1 protein-coding gene is annotated in these 728 nt (G+C 69.2%); it reads left to right on the forward strand.

The features are described from left to right. Positions 1-728, forward strand: a 728-nt coding sequence (gene ilvC, locus PV342_RS40925; RefSeq protein WP_500321245.1) for a ketol-acid reductoisomerase, incomplete at both ends; no start/stop codon positions are given.

Here is a 728-nt window from a genome sequence, read left to right on the forward strand (position 1 = left end):
CAGGGCCACGCGCACGCGCTGTCGCTGCGCGACTCGGGGGTCGATGTGCGCGTCGGCCTGCACGAGGGCTCCAAGTCCAAGGCGAAGGCCGAGGAGCAGGGTCTTCGCGTGGTCACCCCCGCCGAGGCCGCGGCCGAGGCCGACGTCATCATGATCCTGGTCCCGGACCCGATCCAGGCGCGGGTGTACGAGGAGTCCGTCAGGGACAACCTGAAGGACGGCGACGCACTGTTCTTCGGACACGGCCTGAACATCCGCTACGGCTTCATCAAGCCCCCGGCCGGTGTCGACGTGTGCATGGTCGCCCCCAAGGGGCCGGGTCACCTGGTGCGCCGTCAGTACGAGGAGGGCCGCGGCGTCCCGTGCATCGCGGCGGTCGAGCAGGACGCGACCGGGGGCGGCTTCGCGCTCGCGCTGTCCTACGCCAAGGCCATCGGCGGCACCCGTGCGGGCGTCATCAAGACGACCTTCACCGAGGAGACCGAGACCGACCTGTTCGGTGAGCAGGCGGTGCTCTGCGGTGGTACCGCGGCGCTGGTCAAGGCCGGTTTCGAGACCCTGACCGAGGCCGGCTACCAGCCGGAGATCGCGTACTTCGAGTGCCTGCACGAGCTGAAGCTCATCGTGGACCTGATGTACGAGGGCGGCCTGGAGAAGATGCGCTGGTCGATCTCCGAGACCGCCGAGTGGGGCGACTACGTCACCGGTCCCCGCATCATCACCGACGC

The organism is Streptomyces sp. PA03-3a (assembly GCF_033792735.1).
GTDB lineage: Bacteria > Actinomycetota > Actinomycetes > Streptomycetales > Streptomycetaceae > Actinacidiphila.